This window comes from Paenibacillus sp. S28, assembly GCF_016624415.1.
Classification (GTDB): Bacteria; Bacillota; Bacilli; order Paenibacillales; family Paenibacillaceae; genus Paenibacillus_AQ; species Paenibacillus_AQ favisporus.
The window spans coordinates 221822-242142 of the sequence record NZ_JACVTM010000004.1 but is presented as its reverse complement, the minus strand read 5'-3'; the positions used below and the strand labels follow the sequence as shown (position 1 = coordinate 242142).

General features: G+C 52.2%; 17 protein-coding genes. 5 read left to right on the top strand and 12 right to left on the bottom strand.

Features of this window, described 5'->3' with window-relative positions; genetic code table 11:
* Window positions 1-14: 14 nt before the first annotated feature.
* Window positions 15-365 carry a hypothetical protein gene (locus tag IAE55_RS12515; RefSeq protein WP_200632576.1) on the bottom strand — a complete coding sequence of 117 codons (351 nt, stop codon included), beginning with the start codon at window positions 363-365 and terminating at the stop codon, window positions 15-17.
* A 169-nt stretch (window positions 366-534) separates the two neighbouring features.
* Between IAE55_RS12515 and IAE55_RS12510 the strand changes: the two genes are divergently transcribed.
* Window positions 535-1356 (top strand): helix-turn-helix transcriptional regulator, encoded by an 822-nt coding sequence (locus IAE55_RS12510; protein ID WP_200632572.1) that lies wholly within the window; start codon window positions 535-537, stop codon window positions 1354-1356.
* 107 nt (window positions 1357-1463) lie between these two features.
* The gene (locus tag IAE55_RS12505) at window positions 1464-2486 is read left to right on the top strand and encodes an aldo/keto reductase (protein WP_200632570.1); all 1023 of its coding nucleotides are present in this window, start codon (window positions 1464-1466) and stop codon (window positions 2484-2486) included.
* A 65-nt stretch (window positions 2487-2551) separates the two neighbouring features.
* On the opposite strand, the gene IAE55_RS12500 is transcribed toward IAE55_RS12505, so the two are convergent.
* Window positions 2552-3760, bottom strand: coding sequence for an alpha/beta fold hydrolase (locus IAE55_RS12500; protein ID WP_200632568.1), 1209 nt, complete (start codon window positions 3758-3760; stop codon window positions 2552-2554).
* Between the two features lie 300 nt (window positions 3761-4060).
* On the opposite strand from IAE55_RS12500, the gene IAE55_RS12495 reads away from it, so the two are divergent.
* On the top strand, window positions 4061-8578 hold the full coding sequence (locus IAE55_RS12495; RefSeq protein ID WP_200632565.1) for a glycosyl hydrolase: 4518 nt from the start codon (window positions 4061-4063) through the stop codon (window positions 8576-8578).
* 89 nt (window positions 8579-8667) lie between these two features.
* Here IAE55_RS12495 and IAE55_RS12490 read toward each other — a convergent pair whose 3' ends face one another.
* Complete coding sequence (locus tag IAE55_RS12490) at window positions 8668-9795, bottom strand: beta-ketoacyl-ACP synthase III (RefSeq protein WP_145164856.1); 1128 nt, start codon at window positions 9793-9795, stop codon at window positions 8668-8670.
* 528 nt (window positions 9796-10323) lie between these two features.
* On the opposite strand from IAE55_RS12490, the gene IAE55_RS12485 reads away from it, so the two are divergent.
* Window positions 10324-10857, top strand: a complete 534-nt coding sequence (locus IAE55_RS12485) for a GNAT family N-acetyltransferase (RefSeq protein ID WP_145028598.1) — start codon at window positions 10324-10326, stop codon at window positions 10855-10857.
* A gap of 322 nt (window positions 10858-11179) precedes the next feature.
* Here IAE55_RS12485 and IAE55_RS12480 read toward each other — a convergent pair whose 3' ends face one another.
* From IAE55_RS12480 to IAE55_RS12450, 7 genes are all read right to left on the bottom strand, one after another.
* The gene (locus tag IAE55_RS12480) at window positions 11180-12598 is read right to left on the bottom strand and encodes an N-acetylmuramoyl-L-alanine amidase family protein (protein WP_145164860.1); all 1419 of its coding nucleotides are present in this window, start codon (window positions 12596-12598) and stop codon (window positions 11180-11182) included.
* Window positions 12599-12775: 177 nt separating this feature from the next.
* A complete protein-coding gene (locus tag IAE55_RS12475; protein ID WP_186382127.1) occupies window positions 12776-13597 on the bottom strand; it encodes a copper amine oxidase N-terminal domain-containing protein in 822 nt (273 codons plus the stop codon).
* Window positions 13598-13648: 51 nt separating this feature from the next.
* On the bottom strand, window positions 13649-14164 hold the full coding sequence (locus IAE55_RS12470; RefSeq protein WP_145164864.1) for a DUF4241 domain-containing protein: 516 nt from the start codon (window positions 14162-14164) through the stop codon (window positions 13649-13651).
* A gap of 62 nt (window positions 14165-14226) precedes the next feature.
* Window positions 14227-14826 (bottom strand): zeta toxin family protein, encoded by a 600-nt coding sequence (locus tag IAE55_RS12465; protein WP_145164866.1) that lies wholly within the window; start codon window positions 14824-14826, stop codon window positions 14227-14229.
* Window positions 14819-14998, bottom strand: coding sequence for a hypothetical protein (locus IAE55_RS12460; protein WP_116233705.1), 180 nt, complete (start codon window positions 14996-14998; stop codon window positions 14819-14821). The genes IAE55_RS12465 and IAE55_RS12460 overlap by 8 nt, the downstream gene beginning before the upstream one ends.
* A 285-nt stretch (window positions 14999-15283) precedes the next feature.
* Complete coding sequence (locus tag IAE55_RS12455; RefSeq protein ID WP_200632557.1) at window positions 15284-16168, bottom strand: SDR family oxidoreductase; 885 nt, start codon at window positions 16166-16168, stop codon at window positions 15284-15286.
* Between the two features lie 89 nt (window positions 16169-16257).
* Window positions 16258-17016 (bottom strand): glucose 1-dehydrogenase, encoded by a 759-nt coding sequence (locus tag IAE55_RS12450; RefSeq protein WP_200632550.1) that lies wholly within the window; start codon window positions 17014-17016, stop codon window positions 16258-16260.
* A gap of 184 nt (window positions 17017-17200) precedes the next feature.
* Here IAE55_RS12450 and IAE55_RS12445 point away from each other — a divergent pair, with 184 nt between their 5' ends.
* Entirely contained in the window at window positions 17201-17839 is a 639-nt protein-coding gene (locus tag IAE55_RS12445; RefSeq protein ID WP_200632548.1) for a TetR/AcrR family transcriptional regulator, read from the top strand.
* 159 nt (window positions 17840-17998) lie between these two features.
* Here the strand turns inward: IAE55_RS12445 and sigJ are convergent, their stop codons facing one another.
* On the bottom strand, window positions 17999-18904 hold the full coding sequence (gene sigJ, locus IAE55_RS12440; protein WP_200632547.1) for an RNA polymerase sigma factor SigJ: 906 nt from the start codon (window positions 18902-18904) through the stop codon (window positions 17999-18001).
* Window positions 18882-20189 (bottom strand): phytoene desaturase family protein, encoded by a 1308-nt coding sequence (locus IAE55_RS12435; RefSeq protein ID WP_442793331.1) that lies wholly within the window; start codon window positions 20187-20189, stop codon window positions 18882-18884. Before IAE55_RS12435 ends, sigJ begins: the two co-directional genes overlap by 23 nt.
* Window positions 20190-20321: the final 132 nt, after the last annotated feature.

Sequence of the window (20321 nt, the reverse complement as noted above, 5' to 3'; positions counted from 1 at the left end):
ACCGAAAAAACTTGCTAAGCGGAATGGTGTAAACCTCGATCATAATCGTCCTCCTGCTGAAAGAGTACCGTGACATGGCAATGTGCTAGTGCCACATGATCTGTCAGATGTTCGGCGATATGGTACAACATGCGTTCTTCACTTTTCTCCAAACTTTTAGATGAAAACACATGCGCTGTGATATGATTTTCTCTTTTGTCCTCTCCTATTCCATCCTTAAGCCATGGAAAATCCTCATCACGGCTTGGCCGCCCCTCATCCACAATGATAATCCGGCAATCTTTACCGTTCATGGCAACATCCCATGCTTCCAAATCCTTTAATCTTAGGATTCTTTGAAGTTGTTTTAAAAAATCGATGTTCATGTTAGGCTCCTTTCAAAACAGTACTTACACCTGAGTGACGACTACTTGGTTCAGTCAATCCCTTCCTATCGTCACAGGTCCCTATGGTATACTTGTATCGTAAATCAGCCTCAATGATCATGCTGATACCTTGAACGAAACCCAAACCTACAGGTGGTGATCGACATTAATGACGGTACATAACAGCAGGGCCAAAACGATGGGAGCATTCCTCAAATCGCGCAGGGAACGTCTCTCGCCAGAGGATGCGGGATTAAACTTCTCCAGCGGTCAGCGCAAAACACCCGGCCTTCGGCGAGAGGAGGTAGCCATTCTGGCAGGCGTAAGCGCTACTTATTATACGTGGCTTGAGCAAGGAAGAGAGCTATCCGCCTCCAGGGAAGTCATCGAGAGCATCGCCAATGCGCTTCAACTGTCTCCGGACGAGAGAGGCCATTTGCTTCAGCTGTGGAATCCTTACGAGCCCAATTCCAATGCTGCGGGTTCGACGCCTCCGGCTGCCGTGGATCCCCAGCTGCGAAAGATCATCGATCAAGTTTCCTTCCCCTCATATATCACCAATAAGAGAACTGAGGTTCTCGCATGGAACGAAGCCGCCGGTCGGATGTTAACCGATTTTGCTTCCATTCCAGCCGAAGAACGTTCATTAATTCGGTTGGCATTTGAAAATGAAGAATTGCGCCGACGAATCGTGAATATCGATGAATTCGCGAGTTATGGGGTTGCGGTATTCAGAGCCCATTACGATAAGCATCGGGACGATCCCTGGTTTGAGGCGACGGTGCAGCATCTGATCCAAAGCAGTGAGGAATTTAACCGCTTGTGGAAGCCGTACGAGATTCGGCTCAAGAAATTAGACCGGGTCATCTTGCAGCCCTCTGCCTCTGATGATCCTGTGGCTTATGACATCCGGCCGCTCGCGAATCTGTCCGACAACCCGGATCTTCATATCTGCGTCTATATGCCGGCAGTAGAGGACAAGGAAGACTGACAGGTAATATTTTTACTAGTAAAAACGCTGTGTGGTTGCCTCAGGTTGGATCGCTTAGAATTGGTTCATGTTCGAGTGATACTAATGCAGGAAACGAGGGAATCTCTATGGTACAGAAAAGAAAACTAGGCAAAGAACTTGAAGTATCGGCCATCGGCCTTGGAACGATGACGATGACGATGCCGAATAATGATGAATCCGTCCGCACGATCCAGGGAGCGCTGGATCTGGGCGTGACGATGTTCGATACAGCCGATTATTACGGCGATCCGGAGTTCCGGCGGTTTGGGGAAAATGAGAAGCTTGTCGGGCGCGCTCTGAAAGGCCGACGCGACGAGGCGATAATCGCTACCAAATTCGGGATCACACACGGCCAAGGCCCGAAAGGCGACCCTGCCTATATTAAAAAATCCGTCGATGCCAGCCTCTACAGCCTGGGCCTTGATTACATCGACCTCTACTACCAACACCGGCCCGACCCCAACACCCCCATCGAAGAAACGGTCGGAACGCTGGCCGACCTCATGCAGCAGGGAAAGATCCGCTACATCGGGTTATCGGAGGCACCCGCGGACATCATCCGGCGAGCCCATGCCGTCCACCCTATCACCGCAGTCGAAACCGAATATTCGCTATGGAGTCGGGAAGTGGAGGATGAAGTTCTCTCTGTTCTTAAGGAGCTGGGAATCGGCCTCGTCCCGTACAGCCCGCTGGGCCGCGGCTTTCTCACCGGTCAAATCAAGAAACCTGAGGACTTGCCGAAGGATGATTACCGGCACCGTTTTCCGAGATTCCAAGGCGAGAACTTTGTGAAGAACGTCGAGGTCGCCTCCCTCATCGAGAAGATGGCAGCGCAAAAAGGCTGCACGCCTGCCCAACTGAGCCTGGCCTGGCTCTTGGCGCAAGGCGAGCAGATCGTCCCGATTCCGGGAACGAAACGGCTCGACCGTGTGCAGGATAACCTTGGCGCGCTGAATGTAAAGCTAACGGCCGACGATTTGGCGGAGATCGAGCGAATCTCACCTAAGGGATTTCCTCCGGCAGCCGCTTTCACAATTCCTGACTCGTATGAATCCGGAAGGCATATGATCCTTGGAGTACAAGAAGGGCACCCGCTAGGGGTGCCCTGATTTTATATATTTTTTAATCCACTTCAAAAAGAGTGTATGCAGCTGAGCCATTTCCATGTGTTATGTTATCTCATAAAAAAGCTGCGAAGTAATCCGGCCAATGCTTGCGGCTGTTCCAACGCTAGACAGTGTCCGCAGTCCAGTGACTCGGCCGTTACGTCATCCGCAACCCGTTTGGCTACGCGATGAACTTCCCCGTTCATAAAGTGAATGCCCCCTATGGCGATTACAGGCATCTTCAGTTTACGCTGCATGTGCTTTTTCACGAAATCTATGTTATCAAAATCATGCCGGTACACTTCGAAAATGGGACGAAGACCTCCGGGGGCAGCCGAGCCGCGGACGACTTCATCGAGGAGCTCCTGCGAAATCGCACTTGGATCCTGGCATTCATCCCGCATCAACCGTCCCCAAAATTCCCTTTCCTTGCCCGCGATCAAAAATTCAGGCACATCCGGTACGGCAAAAAAGTTAATGTGCCAGAACCAGTGATTGGAATAAACGTTTTCCGGCTTTAATACGGACCAATCTTCCAGACCGAGACCCGGCAGCAGCATTTCGGAAAAAGATAGCTTTTTCACCCGATCCGGATATTTGGCCGCCAGTGCGTAGGAAAAAGCCGCTCCCCAGTCCTCACCGTGCACGTAATACGTGTTGCAGCCCAATTGTTCCATCAGCTGGGCGATATCCTCTGAAATATGGTGCATGCTATAGCCGCTCGGGGGTTTACCCGAATCCCCAAAACCGCGAATATCAGGCGCTATGACCGTATAGCGATCCGTCAAAAGGGGGATGAGTTTATACCAGTAGAACGAAGTCTTCGGCGCACCGTGCAAGAGTAGCAGAGGCTCACCCGAGCCGGCGGACACATAGTGTAGGCGGACCCCATTAACGGTTACACGTCCATGGTCTACTTTTTTTCCGTTGTGATCATACATTTGCTTCGGATCGGACTGCCGTGGAAATCCGACCATGGACCCAAGTAAGGGTTGTGTCTGAACAAACCGATTAAACCCGGTATGCAAATCATGACTACGCTGAAGCAGCCGGTGCAATACCGCCAGATGACGGCCGGAAACCAGAAATCGCTTCGCCTCCGTTTCTAATTGGCGAAAAGCGTCCTCCCATGCTTTTAAAGAAGGATCGCTTCGATCTGGAACCGCCTTAGATCTATAGGTTAACGAAATATACTGGATTTCTTTGGAGCAGCCGTCCATAATGCGGATGCAGACTGACACAGGATCATCAACCGGATATCCATAATAGGCGTACAACGCGTATCCTCCTTAACCTAATCATGCTATAAAGCTATGCGGGCAAATGCCTAGAGGTGAACTTGATCTGATGGCCCAAGCCGTTCAGAAGGATGGACCACAATAACAAATTATATTTAGTTATTATTTTATTAGCATTATTATATAACTTAATTATTGCCATCAACACGCCTCTATGATAGTATATTGACTCGAAAAGGAATAAATAAAGCGGTTACATCATTTCTTGAGTTATCCTTTTGTTAGGTGTAACGGCCGCTTTGTTAGCCCTTTATCTTCTATCAATCAAGGGGAGTTTTCATGAAAAAGTCATCCAAATGGCTGGGCACTACCCTATCGGCGGTATTGATCGCTTCATTATTGTCTCCCGCCTACGGATCGGCAGCGGCCCAAGCGGACCGCAGCGGCATGACTGCCAAGGACCTTACGGGGCACTGGGCACAGGCCAGCGTTCAAAAATGGCTGAGCAGCGGGCTGATCCAGGGCTATCCGGATCACACCTTCCTCCCTAATGCAGAAATCACGCGTGCAGAATTCGTATCTCTCTTTAATCATTTGTTCGGCTTTACGGCCCAGTCGAAGGAAGCTTTTGCGGATGTCCCTGCCGACACCTGGCTTGCAAGCGCTTTCTCCATTGCCAGAGAAGCCGGCTACTACACCGGATATCCCGGCAACGCGGCCAAGCCCGGCGAACCGCTAACCCGTCAGGACGCTGCGGTGCTGCTGGCACGGGCGTTTGAAATAAGCGAAAACGATACAGCCCCCACCCTCTTCTTCCCAGACCAAGAGAACATTGGGGTTTACGCCCGCGAAGCGGTCCGGGCCCTCTCCGGTTACTTCCAAGGCTACCCGAACGGGACCTTCCGTCCCGAGGAACCTATTACCCGCGCGGAAATCGTTACCCTGATCGACAAGCTGGTCAGTGCATACTATCCGGCTGCGGGTACTTATACCGCCGGGAAGATTCAAAGCAGCGCCGTGGTGAACCACGGGGGGGTCGTCCTGAAGGATGCCGTCATCCAGGGTAATTTGTATCTGGCGCCAGGGATCGGCGACGGCGAGGTTACCCTCGATCATATCACGGTTCAGGGCACCACTTTCATCGAAGGCGGCGGCGCCCATACGGTCATCGTGAAGGACTCTGACCTCGGCAGCGTCCTCGTCAACCGCCGCGACGGCCAGGTGCATGTACAGCTGTCCGGTACGACCCATATCGAGCAGCTGACGGCAAACAGCCCGTCCCAACTGGACGCGGGTGACAGCTCGATCATCGACAGTGCCGAGTTCAATCAGCCGGTGCAGCTGAGCCTCGGCGCCGGTGCCTCCATCGCTTCCCTGAACGTGAACCCGTCGGCCGCAGGCACCGCAATCACAGGCACGGGCAGCATCAAGCAGGCGGTGATCCAAGGCAGCGGCATCACGCTGAACGGCAAGGCGCTTCCGTCTGGAACGACCAGCATCTCAGGTGGAGCAGCCAATGCAAGCCCTGCGCCTTCCGGAAGCACGGGCGCAGGCGGCAGCTCTCCGGGCAGCACAGGCGGCGGTTCCAGTTCCGGCGGGAACGGAAACGGCAGCGGCGGCAATGGCAGCAATCCGGTGGAAAACGTCACGACCGTCAACCTGACGGACGCAGCGGCAACCGACCGCACCCAATCGCTGTTCGTCTATTTGAACCAGCTCCGCGGCAAGAACATCCTGTTCGGCCAGCAGCATGCCACGACGGAAGGAATGTCCATCACGGCGAAGGACGGAACCCAGTCCGACACTTTCAACAGCGTCGGTGCCTATCCGGGGCTGTTCGGCTGGGATACGCTGAGCCTGGAAGGCAAAGAAAAGCCGGGCGTGGCCGGCCATGCCGAGCAGAGCCGCGACAACCTCGTCGCCGTCATGAAGAAGGCTTACGCCGACGGCGGCGTGCTGACGCTCAGCTCCCATATGCCAAACTTCGTCACCGGCGGGGATTTCTACGACACCAAGGGCAACGTCGTGTCCCACATCCTGCCGGGCGGGGACAAGAACGCAGCGTATAACGCTTTTCTCGATCAGATCGCCGACTTCGCCCTGCACCTCAAAACCGATGACGGCAGGCCGATTCCGGTCATCTTCCGGCCGTTCCATGAGCAGAGCGGAAGCTGGTTCTGGTGGGGGGCCGCTTTTACAACGACCGACGAATATAAGGAAATCTACCGCTACACGGTCGAGTATCTCCGCGACAAGAAAGGCGTCCACAACTTCCTCTACGCCTACTCGCCGGGCGGCGGTTTTGGCGACTCCGTGGATACCTACTTAAAAACCTACCCGGGCGACGACTACGTCGACATCCTCGGGTTCGACAGCTACTACAACGGCGAGGGCGACTCCTGGTTTAACGGCGTCAAGACGGAAGCCAAAACCGTGTCCAACATCGCGGACAGCCGCGGAAAAGTCGCTGCCTTTACCGAATTCGGCTACCAGAAAATGAAGGTCATTGGCAATACGACGCCCGACTTCTACACGAAGCTGGCAAACACGCTCAAATCCGATCCGGACGCGAAAAAGATGGCGTTCATGCTGACCTGGGCCAACTTTGGACCGGACTCCATCTACGTCCCTTACCCAACCGGCGATCCAAATCAGGAGCATGAAATGCTGCCGGATTTTAAAAAGTACTACCAGGATGCGTACACGCTGTTCAGCGACGGGGTCATTGGCGCCTATGATAAAAAGGTCAACACCGCCTCCGAACAGGGCTTCATGCATATCGCCTCTCCGACGGGCCAAAGCACCATCAAGGAGGCTTCAACGACCATTCGCGTCCGCGTCCTGAACGAAGCGCCGGATCGCGTCGTCTACAGCGTACAAGGTTCGGATACCGAGTATCCGATGACCCTGAACCCGGACAGCGGCTACTACGAGGCGCCGTGGACGCCGGCGGCGGAGCAGAACGGCAAAACCGCGGACATCACCGTCAAAGTGTATGGCAGCAGCGGGGCCGTGCTGCATGAACAGACGAACACGGTGTTCGTGAAGATCGGCGAGGTGCTGGCCGGTGCCTACACTTTCGATACCGCCGCTGACGCGGAAGGCATCCAATACAACGGCGAATACACCAGCTCGGCGGGAGGAACGAATGACGGCAGCGCGGCGTACAGCGATTTTAACGGCGGATCCCTGAAGATCAGCGCGCCGCATTTGAACGGAACCGATTCATGGCAGGAGCTGAAGCTGGAGTTAAAGAACGCCAAGGCTAAAGCCGGCGCCGGCTCGCTCGCGGGTATCCAACGGGTCAAAATGGACGTGTGGGTCCCCGCTGCAGCCGGGGCATCCAGCGAACAGGCCAGCTTGCGCGCCGTAGGGCAGCTCCCACCAGACTGGACTAATAAGTACGGCATGGACACGACGTATTCGTCGTTTGCGTCCCTGCCCAAAGAAACGATCGATGGCGTGGAGTACGTTAAATTCAGCCCAACGATCGATTTTACGAACGCGGATGCGCTGGCGGCTGCCGACGACATCGCCTTGTCCATCGTGGGCAGCGCGCTGCAAACGGACGGAGATACGCTTCCGGTCTACGTCGATAACATCCGGCTCTACAGCGCCTATGCCGAATCGGCGGGCGACCCGGCCGTCGTCGACGACTTCGAGAGCTACCTGGGCAGCAGCGAGGCCCTGGCCAGCAAGTTCGTGCACGCCGGCGGCGACCCGGCCGGCGCTGCGCTGGACGGCACGCACAAGCACGGCGGCAGCTACGGGCTGAAGTACACGTACACGCTGGCAGGCAGCGGCTACGCCGGCATCACCAAGGCGATGAACGGCGCGGATTGGTCCGGCTTCAACGCCCTGCAGTTCTGGTACCAGCCGGACGGCCAAGGCCAGAAGCTCGTGATGCAGATCAACGCGGACGGCAAGACGTACGAGTACTACCCGGACACCAAGACGGCCGAACCGGCACTCATCACCGCTCCGTTCAACGAGTTCAAGCCCGCCAACGGGGCGACCGGAACGTTGACGAAGACGAACCTGAAGAACGTCCAGGCGTTCTCCATCTATACGAACGCGGTGCCGGACGGCAACCGGCTGACGTCGTCGATGTATTTTGACGACATCCATGCCCTGCTCGATCCGGCTGTAGGCACCGTGCCGAACGGCAGCGCAGGCGGCGGCACCGCACCCGGTGTGCTGTTCGACTTCAACAGCTCCATCACCGGCTGGTTGCTGAACGACGACACGCTCGGAGCCGGCAACCTCGCCAATCCGGAGGATGGCGGCAGCAAGGTGCTCAGCGCGGACTTTCCGTCTGCGGGCGCAGCCGACAAGCACTTTGAGCTCGCCTACATGAGCGACCAGGATCTCAGCCAAGGCAGCACGCTGATGGTCCGCGCCCGAGTGGCTGGCGGCACGGCCAAAGCGAAGCTGTTTATCAAGACCGGGTCGAACTGGGCCTGGGCTTCCACTGACGAAGTCGAGCTGACAGGCGAATACCAGTGGATCAAGCTGAATTTGAACGGCAAGGACTCCAACGGCGCCGCTATCGATAAAACGCTGATCAAGGCCATCGGGCTGCAGATCGCTTCACCAAGCGGTGAAGGAACGATGACCGTGTATGTGGATGACGTGACGCTGGATGAGAAAACGCTGGATACCGTGGTGAATGGCGACGCTGAGGTCAGTGGGGATGGCGCTGACAGCGACACAGGAAGTGACGTCGCCGGTTCCAACGAAGCCGGTAGCGCCACTGGTGAAGGAACTAACAGTCAAGAAATTGTGATTGAAGGTGGCGAGAATGAGGGGACGATGAATGAAAGCCTGGAACCATCTTCATTACTAAATTCTCCTTAATCAACGATGCAAAAAGGACCCTCCGCTGAGGGTCCTTTTATGCAAGTTATGGAAACCGTATTGAATACTCGATTGTTACAAGGAGGCTTTCAAGCCCCAACTACCGTCAACAGCATCGTCGAAGCCTGAAAGCGGCCGCTTTCCGGAACGACGCAGACGATTTGCTGCCCCGCGGAGAGGCGTCCGGAATACAGCAGCTCCTCCAGCATGATGTAAATCGAAGCCGCCGCCGTATTTCCTTTTGTGTACAGATTCGTAAACCATTTTTCCTCAGGGATCGTCACGCCGCCCTGCTCAAGCAGCAGGAAGATCTCTTCCCTGAACACATGCGATGAATAATGGACCACCATCCAATCGACCGTGTCCGGGTCAATCCGCCCTTCTTCCACCAGCTCCAAAAAACGCCGCGTTCCGACCTTCGTAATTTCATTGACCAGCCGGACGTCCTGCTTCAAATTCAGCGCGCCGTGATCGGCCGCTTCATGAATAGAGGCGTAGTCCAGCCACGAACGGCCGCCATCCTCCTTGCTCATGCCGGAATACATGCAGGTCTCGTACTCATTGGCATACGACTTGTTGTCGATCCACTCGATGCGCAGGGAGAGCCCTTGTGCGGAGGGTTCATTTTGCAATAGGGCTGCCCCCGCCCCGTCCGACAGCATGAACCGCAGAAAATCCGTGTCAAACGGTACCCGGCCGTTGCTGTAAATGCCCTGCGCTTCGAATTTCGTATGTTTGAACTCTCGGCTCAGAAACTCGCTGGAACAAGCGATGGCCGTCCAGTGCTCTCCTGACTTGATATGTAAAAAGGCGTTCTTCAGCGCATGCATCCCGCTCGCGCATAACCCCGAGTGCGAAGAAATCTCCATCACCGGCAGTCCCGTCTCGGCATGCACCATACTCGCAAAACCCGGCAGCAGCAAATCCGCTCGTGTCGTACCGGTCGCCAAGAATTCGACGTCCTCCGGTCGGACACCGGCGCTGCGTTCCAACGCCTCGCGTATGGCCAGGGCCGCCATCTCCGCGTTGGTGTACAAGCTCTTCTGCTCCTTGTCCATCGCGTAATAGCGCTGCTTGATCTGATTCTTTTCCAAAATGATACGCTTCGTTTTGGAGGATCTGCCTCCGATTTTACCAAGGTAATCTTCCATTTCCTCATTGCCCACCGGGGCGCCGGGAAGGAACTTCCCCATGCTCGTGATATAAACGGATTTCATATAACACCTCGCTAAAGATATGATTACTAATTATGATATTATTCCCACTAATTGTAAAGTAGATGAAAAATTAGTAGATTCAAATGCTTTTCAGGCGTGTTTTCAAACAACAAAAAAACCGCTTTATTCAGGCAGCGGCAGCCTCTGCGATCCACTCTTTTACCGTTGCAGTCACGGGATGAAGGAAGCCAGTTCGAATGCAGCGCAGACAATGGAGATAATCCAGAAAGGCTCAATCAAGAATGGCATACCATATCTTATTGGAAAAGCGTTCATGCGTGTTGGGTAAAAGCGGGATTTAATAAAGTTGGTTGTATGCTGGATCGGAAAAAGAAGGGACGATCGGTGTATTTGCTTTATTTCACGCATCATGTTATAGTCATAAATCTGCCTAGCTATTTATTTACATAATCATGCTTACGAGGAAGGAATAGGACACGCATATTCAGTTGATAAGTACGATTCGTGTTCGATTAGGGAGCAAAGCTCTCGATTACTATATTCATAACAAACCGGTAGGAGTGATGAATGATGAATCAACACGAGTTTGTTATTGTGGTCAAACCAGCCGAGGATTCTCAATTGAATTTGCTTGAGGAAGTGTTCAGCCCCGGGAATCTGACGTATCCCCAGCATCGCCGATTCGAAGTACAGAGGAAAGGTGAGGGCGTATTTCTGATCGCATGGCATACAAATCAACCGATTGGACATTTCTTACTGCGATGGAGTGGCCCTGAGGATCCACGTGTAACTCAATATATCGATGTGACTCACAGTGCCTTTCTGGAGGGAGGACTCACGAAAGAGGGCTACCGCAAAAAAGGTGTAGCGACGGCGATCATTCGTGAGGCTGAGAAATTAGCAAGCGAAAGAGGCTGCACTCATATCGGTTTGGAAGTGAGCAGCAAAGACAATCCCGAGGCAAGAAGGCTATATGAACACCTGGGTTATATCGACTGGGGTTACGGTGAATTTCAGATCAGTTGGGAATACCATGATAAGCACGGAACAAGCACCCGCTCCGATATTGTTATTTTTATGCAAAAACCACTAGTCTATTGATCAGACGAAAAGTCCCCCCATTCCAGCCAAGGACGTGGGGGGCTTTTCTATAGGCTGATCTCATAACCTATCAAATTGTGCCTGTTTGTCCAGTCAAATCTATTCGTAAAAGCATAGATTGTTAATATAGGAGGTGATCATTATGTGTTGTAATCGAAAAAAAGTAATCGTCGTAAAGCTGCACCCCGGTCAAAAAGCTGTAGTCATCTGTAAGAAAAAGAAAAAACATCGGCATGATCATTGGAAATTCTATTAATTCTCTCTGAAAGAACGCTCTTCGAGCGTTCTTTTTTTGTTTCTCTCTCTCCCTGCGATGTTCTCCCTATGTAATGCTTAAGTACTCTTTGATGCCATCAACAATCGCTTGAGCTGCCTTATACTGAACGGTGTCAGACAGCATGGCTTGTTCATCCGAGACATTGCTTAGAAATCCGACCTCTAATAGAACCGCAGCCATATGGGTCTCACGAATCACCTGCAGGCTGGTGTTTTTAACGCCGCGGTCTTTCAGACCCATCGCCTGGACCAAACGCTTGTGGATCGCATCGGCGAGCTGTTTGCTGCTGCTCCGCTGATAATAATGGGTCTCTGTACCGGTTGCTTGCGGCGATTCCAGTACGCTGTTGCCATGGATCGATACAAAAACGTCCGCATTTAATGAATTGGCCAGCTGCACGCGTTCTGTCCGGGTAGGGTACACGTCGCTGTCACGGGTCATGATGACTTCAATTTCGGGTTCCTTAAGAAGAAGTTCCTGCACTTTCAGAGCAAGCGCGAGGTTAAAGTCTTTTTCGTGTTTGTTGCTGATGCTCGTCGTTCCCGGATCGCTGCCACCGTGTCCCGCATCAATGACTACGATTTTTCTTTCATTCTCGTCGCCTGAAGACACTGGAGTCTGGGGATCGCTGCCCGTCCCAGATAGATCTATAATGAGCTGTTCGCCGATAAACTCCTGGTGATAGGAAGCCGGGTTACCCTGGCTTAACTCCACCACGACCCGGACTTGCTCGGGGTCCCTGCTAAATAGAGAATATCTGACTTCGGATACATCCGGCTGTCCGCTCACGTCCAATTTCCCCATCATGGCCGAATCCAGCGGCTGAGTCAGAGCCCCGAAGGTCGTATTAGGTAAGTCAACAACGATTCGGGCGGGGTTGGCTAAAGTTGAAATCTTGGGTGTCACTTGGCCATCCATACTAATAACGAGCTGTCGGTTTAAATAATTGATCTGACTCACATGCGTCAACGGCTCTGTATTGTCTGCTTCGGATTCGGAGTTCGGATCTTTGCTTTGATCCGGGTTTTGAGGCGGGCTTGTCAGGTATACCGTTTTACTGCGGTTGTCCCAATTGACAGCCAGTCCCATTTGTTCGGTGACGAACCGGATCGGAACGACCACGCTTTGATTCATATTCCGGGGAGCCGTATCCAGCCGTACTAGCTGGTCCGCGACCTTCGCCTCTTTTTTGCCGACGGTTAACAACATGGCTTTGGCGTTTTGCTGGATTGTAACGCTGTGGGACCGTTGATCCCAGTTCACCTGAAACTTTAAATTTTCCGCCACCACCCGAAGTGGAATCATCATGGATTGATCAATGATCGAGACCTTCACATCAGCCGGCAGGACCAGTTCCTGGCCGTCTAATACAATTTTGGATGGCTTGGATGCGGCACTGATTGAATTGGGGAGCAGGATCAGCAGAAACAAAGACAGGAACAGCAAAGACAAAAATTTCTTCATTGGGCACCTCTGTTATCGTTTGAACTTTCTATCGGATTCTAGTAAAAGCGACAAAATACCATTTACAATATATAACAATAAAAACGGAAGATAGTTGCGCTTGAAGTGAAAATGAAGTGAGTTCCTTCTATAGAATAAAAAAAAGATGACCCTCGAGAGAGTCATCTACCTGTAAATCTATTTAAAAACTCTAGCAACCGTAATGATATATTCGACATCCCGTAAAGGGAAGTTTTGCTGTATGGTAACATCCTCCCCAGCTTTCACTCCTGGAATAGCAGGGAATGCTGGGCGGCTGTAGGAATCGGTAGCAAAACCGCCATACATTTTTCCGTAAGAAACGAGCGGATGAATATCTGCTTTTCCCTTCGGAATATCCTTCCCTGATTTATTATTAGCTGTAATTTTCAGAGCAAAGGTATCATACTTGGACTTTTCAATCGAATAACTTTTGATTTGGAATACGTTGTCTATGTTTGTACTCTTCAAATCATTCCCATTAAAATCAGTAAACGGCTCGCCCACAAGAATACGCTCATCATCCAGAGCCAGCACCTGAAGTTTATTATCCCAATGATAATTGAGGTCTGTTTCGTCTAGAAACAAGCGGATAGGCAATGAAATTGCTCCATTCTTCATCACTGGCTTCGTATCCATGACGTAACTTTTACCATCAATCTCTGCAAGATTGGAGCCTACAACAAATTTAAATTGATGCTGCAGCCATTCGACCTGAGCGGTTTTGCTCTCGGGTAAGTATGAAACGCTCCCTCCAAATAATTCTTCGAATGATCGAAGAGGAACGAGAAGCCGATTGTTTGAATCTATATAAGGAGCAGTAGGATGAGTATATAAAATATAAAACGGGCCTGCCTTTAAATACACGTGAGCGCTTGAAGGAAGAGGCGGTGCAGCAGATTCAGCCGACACTTGATTTACTGGGGTAACAAAGATCAATGAAATCGCACTTAGAACAAGTAAAAAGGTTTTCTTCAGCACAGAATTCGCCTCACCTTCGAGATCTTTCTCGTACAAAAACCAGCCTTTAAACTAGCCCTTAATAAACACAATCTTCACGCCAACTACCTGATTGTCCGCATTTACAGCCTTGTACACTCCATACGCCCCGTCACCCATGCCTGTCCGTGATACGACGCCGCCATCCATGACACCTGCTTCCTCCCCGCTCTCGGTGAGATCGCAGCAGGCGAAATACCATTTGGTATCTTGGTCCTGTTTACCGTCAGGGGCATCCGCATCCGGAAGCCGGTGCTTGTCGATATCAAAAATCCCTGCCTGCCCGCTGTCCACCCCCGCCACAAAAGAGCACTTGATCCATTCCAGCGACGCTGCCAGTTCCGCCACGGAATGGTGGTAAGCCGTCAGCTTGGCGTTGGCTTCGCCCCAGTCGCGAACCTCGACCTTCTCCACTTCTCCTACCCATGTGCCAGCTAAGGCGGATTCCAATACGCCCATAATAATCGTATCCCGATCCAATTCGTAACAAGGATCCGCTACGACCAATTGCCCGGAATTCACTTCAAAATTGCCTAGTTGAATGACCACTGAGGATACCTCCAATAACTGTGATGATTTGGGTTTATTGTAACATGTGTGGTGGTGGGAGATTAAATCGAGGCAAACTTGTTGATAGTTTCTTTGATGCTTTTAGCCCAAGCTGGAAGATGAGAAACTTCATGAGTGATAACGTTGTTTTTGGCCTGTAACACAATTTCTCCAGACGCTTCGCTATTGTCTATGACAATCAAATAATCGATCAATACAAGATTTAAATGCAGATTCTTCATAGAAGTTGAGTGCCTTCTTATAATGTCTTCTGTAGGAATATGATGTCCCCCATTTCGGACTCTTGCAGCCACACGCTCAATATTGAGACGATAATCCCCAAGTCCAACATAAAACATGGTGACCTCAAATCCCTTATTTTTGGCTTCCTTCATAAGACGTATTGCATTTCCACCAGCCAGCGTTGTCTCAACAGAGAAATCCCTCTTATTTTCTATACAATCTCTAGCAAGCTTAATCGCTTCTTTACCCGCCGAAATTTTTCGACTTTCCGGTTGATCGGCATCAATACTGCGTGCTAATGCATCCGGATCAATATTTACGCTAATGCCTAGTCGATCTATGATCAAATTACGTATCGTACTTTTACCGCTTCCATTGTTTCCAGCGAATACATATATGATTGGAGAAAGTTCATTCATTGGAAGGGGATCCCGGGTTGGTTACTGTCTGAATATCACCATTTGCGAATTCTTTAACAATCCGGCCGCTGTCCGTCTTATATACAATATAAGTCCCATTCGCTTTAGCATCTAATTTTGCACGATCACCTGTAAGCTTAATTAACTTTTGAAGGTCCTGGAAAATATCCATGGTATATCTCCTTTGCGTTAGTCATTTATCTAATCGATATTATATCACACCAACGAATTCAAGACCTTTCTTCCTCATCTCCCCCACCGATCTGTAGTAACAGAATTTCCACCGGCTGGCTTAAACTAATCGTTTCCCTACCAACAAAAGTCTTGACCTGTGCCCGATACTTCCATGAAGGAGGTACAGAGTCACAAGCCAAGACATTTTTACTCTATGTTACCGTCAGGCGATTTCATTAGATAACCTTCAGAAAAACCTCTTCATTCACCCAATCCATCAATTTTAGCGGTTAAAGTAGTGCCCCTGTTCCAGATCCGCGATTAAACCAGGGTTCACGGGCTGCCATCCCAGGCGTTCCTGGGTCAGGGCGCTCGACGCCAGATTGTCGGTCGACGCGGCGAAGGCGAGCCAACCGAAGTAAGCCTCTGCCTCTTCGCGGGAAATGCTGCGCACCGGCAGGTTCAGGTGGCGGCCGATGACCTCAGCGATCTCCCGGAAGGGCACGCCCTCATCGCCGACCCCGTGATACACGGCACCTGCGGCCCCTTTTTCCAACGCCAGTCTGAACAGGCGCGCCGCATCAAGCTGGTGAACCGCCGGCCAGTGGTTAAGCCCCTCATCCACGTACGCCGCAAAACCTTTCTCCCGCGCGATGCCAATCAAGGTCGGAACAAAACCCTGCTCACCCGGGCCATGCACGGACGGTGACAGGCGGACGACCGAAGCTCTCACTCCGCGTCCAGCCAGCGCGAGCGCAGCCTCCTCGGAGCGGCGCGGCGTAGACTGTGTCGACGCCTCTTCTTCCGTCCCGAGCCGCCCCGGCGTAAGCATCAGCGTTCCCGAGGTCGCCACGAATGGCTTTCCAGTACCCTCAAGTGCCGCCCCGATCGCCTCGATCGCCTTGATGTCCGCCTCGGCGGCTGCCGCAAAATCCGCGAAGTCGTGTTTAAAAGCCAGGTGAATCACGCCGTCCGCTGCGGCGGCGCCTTCCTGCAGGCTGGTAAGGTCGTCCAAGGAACCGCGCTGCACCTCAGCCCCGGCAGCCGTCAGCGATGCGGCAGACTTATCCGAGCGGGCGAGCCCGACGACTTGATGTCCTGCGGCAATGAGTTCGCGAACAACAGCGGAGCCGACAAACCCCGTTGCGCCTGTTACAAAGACTCGCATATTTTTTGCATTTTCCATATTGATTACTATCCCTTCCTTGGTTCGTTTATTAAAATCGGATGGTCAGCAAACGGCGGTTTTAGACGTACTTAGATTTGCGAGCCGCCTCCGTCTACGGGGAACTCAGCCCCCGTGGTATAGGTCGCATCGAAAGCGAGGAACAGGACGGCTTGGGCCACCTCGCGGGGCTCCCCAAAACGCAGCATTGGGATCTGCTGTCTCATCTCCGCCTTGGTCTGTTCCGCAGCTTCCTTCGGCATCGATCTGTCCAGAATGCCTGTGTCGATCGGACCGGGGCTGACCGCATTCACACGGATCTTCCGAGGCAGCAGCTCGCGGGCGAGGCTGCGCGTCATGGAGCGGAGCGCTGCCTTGCTGGCAGCGTACGCGCTGATCATCGGAATTCCAAGCACGTTCGCGACCGAAGTCGTGAGAACCACGCCGCTCCCCTCGTTAAGCAGAGGGACGAGCTTTTGCACGGTAAAATACGGCCCCTTGGTATTGATGGCGAGAACTTCGTCGTACACCTCTTCGGTAACGGACTCAAAAGGAACGAAACGCGTCACGCCAGCGTTTACGAACAAGGCGTCGATCGTGCCAAACTCGGCCTTCACCCGGTCTGCCAGGGCGTTGATATCACTCAACGAGGAGGCGTCACTTACGACGGCGACCGCATTGTTCCCCAATTGGTTCAGAGCCGAATCGAGCGTGGACTGGGTGCGGCCAGTAATCAAAACGCGCGCTCCTTCATCCACCAGCTGCTTCGCCGTCTCCAGGCCAAACCCGCTGCTGCCTCCCGTAATGACGACCCGCTTGCCTTCGTATTTTCCTTTTTCCACAGTACTCATCTTTTATTTCCTCCCTTCGCTTAGAAGTTCATTTCCCTTTTGCAAAACCGATTATAACTCGACAAATTAATAAAGTAAACAAAATTAATAAAAATAGTTAATTTATTAATTTTAGTAAAAATCGTTTGTGATCACAGCAAATTCGTTATAATATGTTGTATAAGCACAAAGGAGGCTTCATTTCGTGAGAAAAGCGGTAAGCGCCGATCATTACATCGAGAAAATAAAACCGGTCATCCGAAAGAACAAATTCAGCCAACTTAAAATAGACGATATCGCCAGATATATGGACATCAGCAAAGTGACGCTGTATAAGCATTTTTCATCCAAAGATGACATCATTCAGCAGGTTGTAGAGTATGAGATGAACTACTTGCAGCAGGCCGATGCTGTGGTGAACGACGAAACCGTCTCTTATATCAAGCGTTTTCAGCAAACGTTCCTGCAATCGCTGATCTGCGTCATTTTTATATCCGATTTGTTCCTGGAGGACCTCAAGGAATTCTATCCGCGGTTGTTTGAAAGTCTGGTTATTGCCCAGCAGAATCGGAATAAAAATCTGGAGAGTTTTTTTGAAGCCGGGATGGATCAGGGAATTTTCAACCGGATGAATGCAGTGCTGTCTTTGGTTCAAGACGACGCTACGCTGCGGCGGATCATGGAACCGACGTACAGCATCCAGTGGTACGACCTCACCTTGAAACAAGCCGTTATAGAATTTTACCGTATGAAAAAATATCAAATGATTCGCCCTGAGCATTGGGACAAGGTTGATGAATCCCAGATTGAGGATGATGTCGTTAGAATTTTGCAAACCATATAATTAATCATCTTGTTCATCGTTCCAGCACGACCTGATCCATGAACACCAAAAACCCCGCTGGCTCGCGCCGGCAGGGTCTTTTTCACACTTTCTTCTATTGTTCCTCTAGGTTAACGATAATCGCGGTTGAGTCATCGTTTAGTTTGTTATCCGTGACTGTCACGGCGTGCCAAGTTCATCATCCCGCTGCTCGAATGCTGGCAGGTGCCTTATTTTCTCCGGATTTCCTACGGCATAGATCGATTGAATCTTGTCATCCTTAAAAGAAAAAGAATAAACGTACTGATCCCCATTATCCATCGCAAGCCGGAAGCCCGGTATGCCGTTGACAGAAACGAACGAATACGCAAATTTACCCTCATGCATTTTGAGCAGATTAAGCAGCAGTTTGGTAACCTGCTCGAATCCAATGACAGGCACACGTGCCGCCTTGACCTTGCCGCCGCCGTCGGAGATCATGACAGCGCCCTCGCTGACCAGTTCCAGTAATCGGCTTGTATTTCCTTGCAGAAGGGAACTGACGAAATCCCTCAGCTTCTCTTCGGCTATGTGAACCGGCAGGCTTTGCTCAGGATCTACCTGGATACTCTTTTTGGCCCGGTGGAAAATTTGCCGGCAGTTTGCGGTGCTTTTGCCAACCATCCCGGCAATCTCGTCGAACGAGTAATGAAAAATTTCGCGGAGGAGAAAAACGGCTCTTTCGACGGCACTCAGCTGCTGCAGGAGCAAAAGGTATGCCGTTGATATGGATTCGCGCCGCATATAGATCTCGGACGGGTCGGCCTCGGCGGCATCCAGCAAACCCATCAGAGGCTCAGGAAGCCAGGGACCGACATAGAGCTCCCGTTTCTTCGCCGAGGAACGGAGCAGATCCAGACATCGGTTAGTGACGATTTTGTACAAAAAGGATCGCTCATTCCGTATCGCATCAGGCTCCTCCAGCCGGCCATAGCTTATAAAGGCCTCTTGCACGATATCCTCCGCGTCCATAACGCTGCCAAGCATCCGGTAGGCATAGGATATCAGCGGTTTTCTATAGGCTTCATACAATTCTTCTATGCTCATGGGTCGCCCTTTCCTCGCTCTCCAGGGAGAGGATGTGCCGAACGGCTCTTTTCGCGCTCGCTGTCGCGGCGTCGGTTAGTAATTCCCCGTGCGAAGCCCAATCTCCTGCCACATACAGCCCCTTGATTTCCGGGACGGCGGGCCCCGGGTTCTCCTGACGGTTCAGGTGCATAAAATCTTGGCAAACCGTAATCTTCGGCAAATACTGCCGGACGACCAGCTCATCCCTCCAGCCTGGTTGCACGAGATCCAGCGTTTGTTCGAGGTCTTGCAAATCCCGTTGGGGATCGCTTTCCAGCCCCTTGTATTTCATCACGGAAACGACCTGGTATCCATCGTCGCTAAGATCAGCGGCACGCGACTGGTTGGAAAGAAAGACCGTCCGGTCGATGCCGTACACGAATTGCTGATCCGGCTTCGGCAGACGGCGGAGGGCGACATCCAGGCACGCAGCCGTAATTTCGACCGCCTGCTCCTTCCAGGTATGAAGGGCGGTCGTTTCAGCCCCGGGCACCAGCTGGTGAGCGATCGTGGGCGATGCGGCTACGATGACGGCATTCGCCTTGATTGTCGTTCCATCTTCGCAGAGCACATGCCGTACGGAGCCTTCAGCGTGCCCAATGGACACGGCATTGCTCTTCGAGAGCAGCTTCACACCGTTATCCTCAGCCAGCTTGCCTAACTCGTCGACCATCGCGCCCCAGCCCCGGTCAAGATACAGCACGCCCTTCAGGGAGTTCTGCAGCTGCCGCAGTACTGGACCCGCCGCCTGCAGATCCGGCGCTACCACGTAGCTTGCCGTGCGAAAAAGCGAATAAAATAAATGTCGCAGCATGGGGTCCTTGATATTCCCCTCCAGCCATTCCCGGAGACTGACCCGCTCGTAACGAAGCGTATCCATTTTGCCAAGCTTCGCCAGCCAGGAGGCCAGCTCCACCTTCCCTTTCCAGGACAGCAGCGGCGTGGTAAAGAGCGATTTGACCCCCATCGGCATGGTCACCAGCTTCCCGTTCCAAATGCCGAGCGCATCGGTGGAAGGCTGACCTCCCTGCAAACTTAGTCCCAGCTCGCGGAAGGTCGCAAACGCATCGCCGTGATACAGGGCATGCCCGCCCAGATTGAAGTATGCTCCCTTCTTTTTCACCGTGATGGCTCGCCCGCCGAGGCGCTCCTGCTTCTCGATAAGGACCGTCCGCTTCCCCGCCTTCGCCGCGTAGACCGCCGCCGTCAGACCTGCTATGCCCCCGCCAACTACCGCTACATCGTAATCGTATTCCATCTCCATCTCGATCATCCCTTTCGGTGATTTTACCCGTATGACGGGGAGGGAGGAGGGGATGTGACAACATCGGCCGGGAAATTTCTTTAAATATTTTTTGGCTGTACTGGCATACTCCAAATCCTATATCACATTAAA